The 9,708-nt window shown below is 40.9% G+C and carries 6 protein-coding genes; all 6 read right to left on the bottom strand.

Features of this window, described 5'->3' with window-relative positions; genetic code table 11:
* Positions 1–13: 13 nt before the first annotated feature.
* The 6 genes from BRO54_RS18035 to hsdR all read right to left on the bottom strand — a co-directional run bounded on the left by BRO54_RS18035 (position 14) and on the right by hsdR (position 9,585).
* A complete protein-coding gene (locus BRO54_RS18035; RefSeq protein ID WP_047757490.1) occupies positions 14–1,027 on the bottom strand; it encodes an ABC transporter permease in 1,014 nt (337 codons plus the stop codon).
* Entirely contained in the window at positions 1,027–1,908 is an 882-nt protein-coding gene (locus BRO54_RS18030) for an ABC transporter permease subunit (protein ID WP_011229688.1), read from the bottom strand. The genes BRO54_RS18035 and BRO54_RS18030 overlap by 1 nt, the downstream gene beginning before the upstream one ends.
* Positions 1,909–1,989: 81 nt before the next feature.
* The gene (locus tag BRO54_RS18025) at positions 1,990–2,511 is read right to left on the bottom strand and encodes a hypothetical protein (protein WP_008881522.1); all 522 of its coding nucleotides are present in this window, start codon (positions 2,509–2,511) and stop codon (positions 1,990–1,992) included.
* A gap of 883 nt (positions 2,512–3,394) precedes the next feature.
* Positions 3,395–4,861: a restriction endonuclease subunit S gene (locus BRO54_RS18015; protein WP_033024504.1), complete on the bottom strand. Its 1,467-nt coding sequence runs from the start codon at positions 4,859–4,861 to the stop codon at positions 3,395–3,397.
* Positions 4,858–6,339 (bottom strand): class I SAM-dependent DNA methyltransferase, encoded by a 1,482-nt coding sequence (locus BRO54_RS18010; RefSeq protein WP_033024503.1) that lies wholly within the window; start codon positions 6,337–6,339, stop codon positions 4,858–4,860. Before BRO54_RS18010 ends, BRO54_RS18015 begins: the two co-directional genes overlap by 4 nt.
* Entirely contained in the window at positions 6,340–9,585 is a 3,246-nt protein-coding gene (gene hsdR / locus BRO54_RS18005) for a type I restriction-modification system endonuclease (RefSeq protein ID WP_033024536.1), read from the bottom strand.
* Positions 9,586–9,708 lie beyond the last annotated feature (123 nt).

Below are 9,708 nucleotides of genomic sequence, written 5' to 3'. Positions count from 1 at the left end.
TTTTCAGGATAGCCTATCTATAAAGTACAAATTCAAAATCGCCCTGCTGCGGCGGAAAAGAAGCAGGTTTTCCCGATGAACTCCATTGCTTTTTCCGCTGCTTCCGTTTTCCTTTTCCAGCAATTACTTGCTCTAACCCTTTTCCCATTAATTTAAAGGCAAAAATGGCAACGATAAAGGCAACACACGGCCCGACAACAATCCATTGGTCAAGCATCATTTCCCGATAGGAAAGACCGATCAAGCCGGACCATTCGTTCGAAAGGGAGAGCGCCACCTTCTCCGGAGGGCCCAACCCATCGGAATCATATATAACTTTTACGCCTCCTAGCAATATTTGAAACGCCCCGAGATGCACAAGCAGCAAGAGCGACTGCACCGTCTGCTGGGTAAACAGCAAAAACAGCCGCGGCCGCATATACGGGAGAACGTGCTTGCGGATGAGCCAAACGTTATCAGCTCCCATCAGCCGGGAAGAAACGACAAATTCATTTTGCAAAAAGACAGCGATATCATTGCCGATGACCAGCATTAACGGCGGAAGCGCAACAGCCGCAAGCACCAATAGTTGTTTTATCAACACTCCCATTCCAGCTCCTTGCTCCTCCAATGGAATGAAAGCAAAAAAGAGCATCGTTAAAAATATCGCCGGCACAAACCGAAAGGCGCGGACGATGGACTCGGCAATAAAACGAAATTTCTGTAAATAAAAAGCATACATGATTCCGCCGACCGTCCCGAACGCCAGCCGCAGCAAACTGACCGCCAATGCGGTGAAAATCGTATATTTCGCCCCATCGATGACCTTCCAAAACACATCTTCGCCTTGGCGATCGACGCCAAACGGATGGGCCCAGCTCGGCGGGTACGGAGGAACGTCAACGAGCCGACCAGCCTCATTGTAGATCTGCTTCGGCGGCTGTGGAATGATGTCTTTCAGCCAATAAGAATATAAAAAACTGGCCAGCAATAGACCGGCCGCGATGATAAACCCTATCGTAAAATAAACGTTGCGGAATGCGCGCATCACGCTACCCCCCTCTCGATTCCCGTCAAATAAGCAATCACTCGTTTCCCGGCCACATCAATGATGTAAAACGGCAAAAACAGCATGGCAAGACCGATAGCCACTACTTCCGGCGTATGGAGCTGCTCATACAAAAACCGGAACAATCCGTGCATATTAAACAAATATTCCGCCACTAACAAGTTCGACAGCATAAACCAAAACAAATATTGGACGTTAGAAAACACGGTGATCAGCGCGTTGCGGAACATATGGCGCCATAGCACTGCCGTTTTTGACAATCCTTTCGCTAGCGCATATTCGACGTATGGCTTGTCTTTTTCCTCCGTAAACGCAAGAAATGTCATTTGGAACAGCAGAATGGAAGGCAAAATGGAAATCATGACAATCGGCAGCACGTATACATTGTCAAAACCGGCAACAGGATTGACAATAAGCAAATCTGTCTTTTTAAACACCCAGATGACAAACAGTTGCGTAGAAAAAATAAAAATAACATCGGGGATCGACTCAAGAAAAAACGCGATTCCTTTAACCATTTTTTGCAGCGGACGCGGAAGCAAAAAGCAGATGTAGGCTCCCGTAACGGCTATAAGGAAGGAAACAGCCAGCGCCCCCCATAAAATAATAAGGGAATAGGCATACGGCTCCATCATCGTTGAGAGCAGGGGAGCATTGTGCCATTGCGAGAGCGAAACCGTTATATCACGAATAGAAAAAAAGCTCCAAAACAGCTGCTGAAATTGCTGCCAAAATACCGTGACCATTTGCGGGCTCGGAAACAAGGAATAGCTTTGCGCAAACGCGATAATCGCCATAATCGTGAAAATGGTAAGCAACAAATCCGCCAGCACCGTCAAGGCGAGTTTCCATTTCTTCATAAGGCTGATCCCCCTCCTTCGGAGCATGGGCAACCGATTGCTTGATGTTCCTTTCGGCTGTAAGCTGCCAGTGCTTGCATTTTAATAAGATGGTGCCGGGGGAGGCAATGTTTCTGCTAACATGGATTGCTGTCCTCCCATTCCATCGCCTATTTTCAAGATGCGGTCATACATTTTAATTCCTACATAGGTTTGTCCGTCTGTTTGATATTCTACTCTGCCCGACGAGTCTTTTTTGATAAGCTCTCCCTTTTCACCATACTTCTCTTTTACGTGCTTCGGCTGCAGTTCTGGCAAAAACATCACATCCAGCTCATATTCCTTAGCTCGCTCCGGTCTTTTCGCGCTCCATGAATAACTTCCGTCTTCCCCAACGTTTACTTTTTCCTCGAGTACCTGTTTGCCCCCCTCGATTTCTTTCATCACAATTTGCACGACGGCGCCTTTTGGCAGATTGCTGTTTCCGCTTAGCACCACTAGGTCACCGATTGTTTTGACCGCACCACCTAATTTTACCGTTTGCTCCACTTTCGGTTTGGCACAGCCAACTAGCACCAATAGCAACAACAACGTAAGGACCACCGTCATTCGGATATCCTTCATAAAAACCCTCCTTATATGTATGTATAAGCATCTTTCAATAAAGAGGTTCATCACCGAAAGATGTACTTGACTTTTAGGAAGAAGCATGGTAGTGTCCCTTCCAACTTAACAAAAATAACCAAAAATGGAAACCTATCTTTTTTTTACATCTTCATCATGAAAAACTTTTTTGTCAAGTACATTTTGTGGTGGAGATCCATTTTCTATAAATCATACCATATTTTTATCTTGATAAACTCCTTATATTATGAAATTTTTGTTACTATTCCAATTTATCCCTTTGCGAAGCCTTGCTTTATCAACTGTATAGGGTTCCTACTTTTTTCTGGTAAATGATGACCTATCATGAACTGCACTCCAATTGTTAGACACCACTAACCAATGGAGGCGCAGTTTTTATATGACTAAATAAGTTTAGAAACTCAATTAGCTGCAGTAGGGCTTATCTTGAAGGGGGAATTTTATTCCCGCTATATTTGGATTTTATCCGGCTTTAGCAGATTCCTTCTTCTATGACTAGTTTGGCGACATGAAGGTCTCCTCTTTTAGTTCCAAATAAAAAATCGAGAAAAGCACCTTTAGGTACCTTTCTCGATTCCCTTCAATCCTATTTCCTTCTCCCTAATTGGAATCCCATCCTCGTTGCCAATCAAACTGAATTGAATTTGTTTCGCTTCGATACGATCGCGAGTATAAGGCTTTTTTTGTCATTCAACAACAGTCTTGTTAAGTGACAAAAAAGTTGTATACTGAAAAGTCCATTGAAAAAGCAAAACACCGTTCAGAGACATGAACGGTGTAACAAAAAAGTTGTATACTCATTTTACAATTTTTTGAATCAGCCGATTAAAAAGTGACAAAATTGTTGTATACTCAATTTCCTTTATCTGGATTTTAAAACTTCCTTCAAAAGCTCTATTGCACTTTCTTCAGTTGGATCATTTGTTCCAAGTTCTCCATGGAAGGCTTTGTTAAGGATAGATTGGCGTAGTGAATCTATTTCCCCTTCTAATGTCTCTATTTTACTAATTTCGACTTCTTTAACATACAACTTATCCAATAACTCAACAATTTTGTCTTGTTCTCTTTTTGGGGGTAATGGAAATAAATAATTTTCTAAAAATGATTTTGGTACACGTTGTTGACCTACTGCGCCTGTCATTTCTTTTTTAGCTTCCATCCTAAATTTTTTAGATCGAAGTAAATAATATATTAACTTGATGTTAATATAAGAGTTTGTTCTAATTACATGAAACTCTGTTGATCCAAATCCAAACCCATTTATTAAATTTTGCGCAATAGCTGTTTTTCCATTTTCCATACATGGAGTTATTTTGGCAAAAAGAATGTCATTCTCAAGGAAAAATGTATAACCTTTCTTTACTTTAGCATATTCCCTAATTTCTGGATTTTCTATTTCACCAGTTTTATCACTTATAGAAGTCATAGGAATAAATGTGCAAATTTGATCATCTTCTATATCCGCTAACTTCTTCTTAGGTGGGTTAATATCGACAATATCACCTAATCTAACCCATCTCCAATTTTGAGGGATTTGATAAGGTGGATTAATTTCGTGTTCATCTTTTTTGTTGCTTTTTTTATAGACCTTTTGAATTTCTTTAAAAATATCATCAGCTTTTTCAGTCATTGAGTTCTTAGATCGCCATTTTTTAGTTAGCTCTCCTCGAAATGCCTTGTCTAAAATGCTTTCCCAGCGAAGTTCAAACGACCCTTTTACTTCTTCAATCAACCGCTTTGCTTCATCAAGCTTAGCAAAAAGCCGCTCGACCTTCTCAGCAATGCGTTTTTGTTCGTTTAAGGGAGCTAAAGGCACCTCTATTTCCTTTAGCCTACTCGCTTTTATCCCAGAAACAGTAGTTCCAGTAGCGTTACTTTTAATTAGAGCTTGCATTTGTGGACTCATTAAACAATATTTAAAGAAAGTCTTTTCAAGTGGCTGATAAGGGGAGATTGTGATAATCCTTTGAGCGAGCGCAATTTTCTCATTAATATCTAATTGAGCCACATTCCCTAGAGGTGCTTCGGTTGTAAATAATATATCACCCACATTTGGAATCCCTCTAGTCATCCATGAATCATAATCTTTTTCACTAATAAATTCTTTAGGTTCGTCTTGAATATAACCCATCCTGACGTTTTTAGCGGTGATTAGTCTTATACCTGATTCAGTTTTTTTAGGTGTCTTACCTCGATAGTCAATAAACCTAGTAATACTACCTAGTCTCACCCATACCCAATTCTCCGGCACTGGATACGGCTGTTCTTCTTCAGGTACTAACGCTTCTTCGAGTAGTTCTTCGATAGACTTTTGTTTCTTTTTGCTCATTTTTCAAGCACCTCAGATGTTTCTGCCACTTTTAGTATTTCTTTAGAAGTCATTTGGTAGCTATTAGGTTGTTCGACAGCTTTTAATTCGGCAATGACTTCGTTTAATAAAGAGATAGCTATTTCTAATTTTTCCACCGCTTCTTCTGCGGAGTCAATTGGGTCTGGCAAGTTTTCGTAGACGGACAGGGATTCATCAGCAATTAGACCAATATCTAAGCTATCGCCATTTTTCGCAATTTCTTCACGAGTAAAGACATTCCAGCGCTCATCTTTGACTTTACGGCGGTCTTCTGCTGTGTAAGCTTTAATAAATCCTTCAAAATGTTCTTTAGTTAGCGGATTCCGCTTACCGAAGGAAGGCATGTTTGTACGTAAATCGTACACCCATACTTCTTTCGTATTGCCGACATCTGTTTTCCCGCGAGTAAAGAATAAGACGTTCGTTTTCACTCCTTGGGCATAAAAAATCCCTGTCGGCAAGCGTAAAATGGTATGCAAATTACATTTGTCCATTAAGTCACGACGAATGTCAGCACCAACTCCACCTTCAAACAATACGTTATCAGGCAAAATAACCGCAGCACGGGCTTTCCCGTTTGGTTTCAGCGCTCGATAAATATGCTGCAGGAAATTTAGCTGTTTGTTCGATGTCTTAAAGGTAAAGTCAGTTCGTGTTGCCTGCTCGCCGCCTTTTTTTGTTCCAAAAGGCGGATTCGTCAAAATCACATCATAATTTTTCAAACTTTCACCAAGTGATGAGAGGGTATCACCTAACAGGATTTCTCCATGAATATCATGAAGCAACGCATTCATGATCGCTAAGCGATGCGTATCTCTTACAAGCTCCACTCCCGAGAAAGCTTTATATTTTTGGAACTCTATTTCTTCTTGTGACAAATCAAAATAATCATCCGTTTGCTCACGAACATGACGGTCCGCCGCGATCATAAAGCCGAATGTCCCCGCAGCAGGGTCATGGCAGCGCTCGCCCGGCTTCGGATTGACCAGTTTTACAATGACATCAATGAGGACGCGAGGCGTAAAATATTGCCCCGCTCCCGATTTGACTTCACTCGCGTTCTTTTCTAACAGTCCTTCGTACAAATCACCTAAACCTTCTTGTTTCGCGTTATACCAATCTAAGTTATTGATGGATTGAATAATTTTTTCTAGGTTCTTTGGTTCTCTAATATTCGATGTCGCGTCCGTATAAATTTGCTTTAATAATTCATTTTCCTCTTTTCCTAAATCAAGTAACAACTGTTGATAATGCTCTTTTAGTTCAATCCCGTCTTTTTCTACTAACGAATCCCAGCGATATTTTTCTGGAATGATATATTCTTGACCAGTTTCTTTCATCATTTTTAAGAACAGCAAATACGTTAACTCTGTCACATATTGGTGATAGGTAATGCCGTCATCACGAAGCACGTTACATAAATTCCATAGCTTTTGGACGATTTCTCTGTTGTTCATCTACGCTTGCTCCTTCTTAGAATGATAGTTGTATAAGTTGTAATTAATTTCCCGAACGATGTGAGCTAATTGTCCGTCGAAAATTTTATTTAATTGTTTAAAGCCTCCGTGGCTTTTAAATGGCTCATATTCAAACGCTTTTTCCGGATCTGGATGAAGAACATATTCTTGCAGTAATTGCTTTTCAATGCGTTCGAGCCATTTCTTTTGCACCGGCGGCCATGCTTTCATTTGGTAAATTTTTTTCATGGCGTTTTTAATTCGTTCTTCATGGCTAATGAGCGGATCGCCTAATGCTTGCTGGCGAATGAAGGCGATGATGTCCGCCGCGATGTCTTCGTTTTTCGCCTCCCGCCATGCCGCTTGCAGTTTTTTCTCGGAAAAGCCTTTTTGGTCCAATTCGAGCAGCAGTTTTTTCAGTTCTTCTCTCGTTAATTCGGTTGGACGTTGACAAACAATCATTAAAGCTGGGATTTTGTTCATATTGTTGCGAATAAATTCACCGAACGATTGCAAATAGTCATCTGGCTTTTCCGCATTTCCGTATCCGCGTTTTACCGCAATCAACTTATCTTCATGTTTAGAAATATATTGCTTATTTTCCCGGTAGCGATTTTCATCCATATAGCGGAACATCGACTTGTACTCTTTTAATTGTACAGGTAATTCATCCGGCTGCAAGGCTTTTACCCAATCGATAAACTCATCGACCGTTTTGCCCCCGGACAGCACTTTAAAGTCTTGGTGCTGCCTATCGGACCATTTCCGCTTTTTCCGCTGGATTTTGGCAATAATTTGTTCTTTTTGATATTGAAGATGTTCCGTTTTTTCTAGTCCCTCTAATTCTTCGACTAATTGAGTCAGCGAAATATTCGGACGCGTTACAACCGGCTTCATGCTTGTATATGGTTTTAAAGATTCATAAATCCCAACCGCATCAAAAATTTTAAAATGGTCTTTTTGGATTTCTTCGCATCTTCTCGTTGCGCGTCCTAACATTTGTTCATACAGAATGCGCGAGCGAACACGCCGTAAGAAGACAAGATTCGTAATCGCCGGCACGTCCACACCCGTCGTCAGCAAATCAACCGTAACGACAATTGTTGGATATTTTTCGTTTTTAAAACGGCGGATCGCACCAGAAGGATCTTTAATCGAACCGGTAATTTTCATCACCGCGTTGTCTTCGACTTCACCGTATAGTTTTTCGAACTCTTCTTTTAAAAGGCGAACGACTAAGTCAGCATGATCATCAGTGGCAGCAAAAATTAACGTTTTTCCTTCATCATCCGGAGAAATATATTTCGTCAATTCACGAATGATGACACGATTAAAGCTTTCCGTAATGACTTTTGTGTTAAACTGAGACACATCAATATTGACTTCGTCTTCTAAATACTCTTGAGAAATCGTTCCTGTCACCGTGTCATACACATCGACCGTTTCCCCTTTCGCCCACGTAATCCCTTCTTTTTTCAACACCGTTTCAAATTGATACGGGGGTTCATGGTCGACTAAATAGCCATCCACTACCGCTTCCCGATAAGAATACGTGAAGACAGGCGGACCAAAGATCTCCGTCGTATGAAGTGCCGGCGTCGCCGTCAATCCGATGCGGACGGCATCAAAATAATCGAGCACTTTGCGGTATTTGCTGACATAGTCTTGATGATCTCTAAATTGCAGTTCCACCTCATCCATTTCTTTATCTAACGTATAACCGCGATGGGCTTCGTCCACAATAATGCAGTCATACTGATCCACAGGCGGGATGTCTTCCGAGCGGTCGTTATAAAAAATTCGTTTTAACATTCCTTGTACGGTAGCGATATGCACTTTCGTTTCGTCATCTGGTTTTTGATCGTATAACGATTGTAAGCTATAAATTTCGGTGAACGTATGAAAACTTTCCATCTTGCTTTCTTTAAAAGCACTTTCTGCTTGTTCCGCTAGCGCTTTTCGGTCGACAAGGAATAAAATTCGATGAAAACGCTTTGCTTTGAGCAATCGGTAAATGAGACCAATTGCCATTCTCGTTTTCCCTGTTCCGGTTGCCATTGCGATTAAAATACTGCGTTTTTTCTCTTCCAGTGCTTTTTCAACAGCTTGAATGGCTTTCACTTGGTAAGGTCTTAATTTCAGATAATCAAATTTTTCATCACGCAAAAATTGTTCCGAACGTTCGACATCTTGCTCTAACAATTTTTTTAACCCGCGAGGAGTGTACCAGCCTTGCAGCGGGCGTGGATGGTTCGTCGATTTTCGGGCATCTAAAAACCAAATGCCTGATTTTTGCTCTAACTGTTTTAGATATGGTCTCCCATTTGTCGCAAAGAGAAATGGAACAAAGTAATCTCCCCACGGCTCATGGATCACTTCATTACCATGTCGAACGACTAATTTTGCATATTCTTTTGCTTGTTCAATGTCGGATGGAATATCTTTGCTGGCGCGTTTCGCCTCAATGATTCCCACTAGTTCAAGGCCAATAAATAGCGCGTAATCAGCGTAACCGCGTTTTAAAGGCCATTCCGCAATTGCCATGTTTCGCCCCTTTTCCGGACGAACTCCTTTGGAGAACCGTAACTTTTCAGAGTCAGCCTCCCATCCAGCATCTCGTAATTGTTGGTCAATAAGAATACGGGTTTCTGCCTCCGTCAATTCAAAGTTAGCGATGGCACGTTGAGAAAATTCACGTCGTTTTTGCTTTTCTTCACTGCTAATATATAGCTGTTCTTTCCGTATCTTTTCAAGCTCTATTTCCAATTGAGCAAGCTTTTCTTCGTATGACTTAACTACATGATCCAACTCATCTGCTGATATAGATGTTTGTGGTGTCGGTTCGATATACTCTGGAGCTTGGAATGACCAATCGCCATACACTTCCATAAACCAAACTGCAATTCGGAACGCCATATGCAATAAAGCTTTTGCTTCGTTTACTTCTCCATAACTCGGATTATGTACCGCTTCATTCCCTTTCAACCGAATGACCGTAAATAAGTCATATATTTCTTTCGGGATAATTTGCTCGTAAAACAGAACTCTTAGACGTTCTTGCTGATCAGTTCCACGTTCTTCCCTAATTTCTTCTAAAGCTAAAATATATTTTGTAATCGTTTCTGCAAATTTTCTTAACTCACTAATCGTCACGTTTGGATTTTGATATACATTTCGTTCCGCCGTTTCCCCAACACGGGCGAGAACTTCCCACTTATCTTTTAAGAATTCGAAGTTGCTTGATATCATGTTTATCCCCCACTATGATTCAATTCCTCCAATAAATAACCGCTCTAATTACCAGCCCATTATTAAGAAACATCATTCCTTATTACATGAATAATAGTCTAATTAAATGTTATTAAATAT

It is taken from the genome of Geobacillus proteiniphilus (assembly GCF_001908025.1).
Taxonomy (GTDB): domain Bacteria; phylum Bacillota; class Bacilli; order Bacillales; family Anoxybacillaceae; genus Geobacillus; species Geobacillus proteiniphilus.
This window is presented reverse-complemented; position numbering and strand designations above follow the sequence as displayed.

Coding starts and splice junctions, on each gene's coding strand:
- BRO54_RS18025 (WP_008881522.1), bottom strand. CDS start 2,511: ATGAAGGATATCCGAATGACGGTGGTCCTTACGTTGTTGTTGCTATTG.
- BRO54_RS18030 (WP_011229688.1), bottom strand. CDS start 1,908: ATGAAGAAATGGAAACTCGCCTTGACGGTGCTGGCGGATTTGTTGCTT.
- BRO54_RS18015 (WP_033024504.1), bottom strand. CDS start 4,861: ATGAGCAAAAAGAAACAAAAGTCTATCGAAGAACTACTCGAAGAAGCG.
- BRO54_RS18035 (WP_047757490.1), bottom strand. CDS start 1,027: ATGCGCGCATTCCGCAACGTTTATTTTACGATAGGGTTTATCATCGCG.
- BRO54_RS18010 (WP_033024503.1), bottom strand. CDS start 6,339: ATGAACAACAGAGAAATCGTCCAAAAGCTATGGAATTTATGTAACGTG.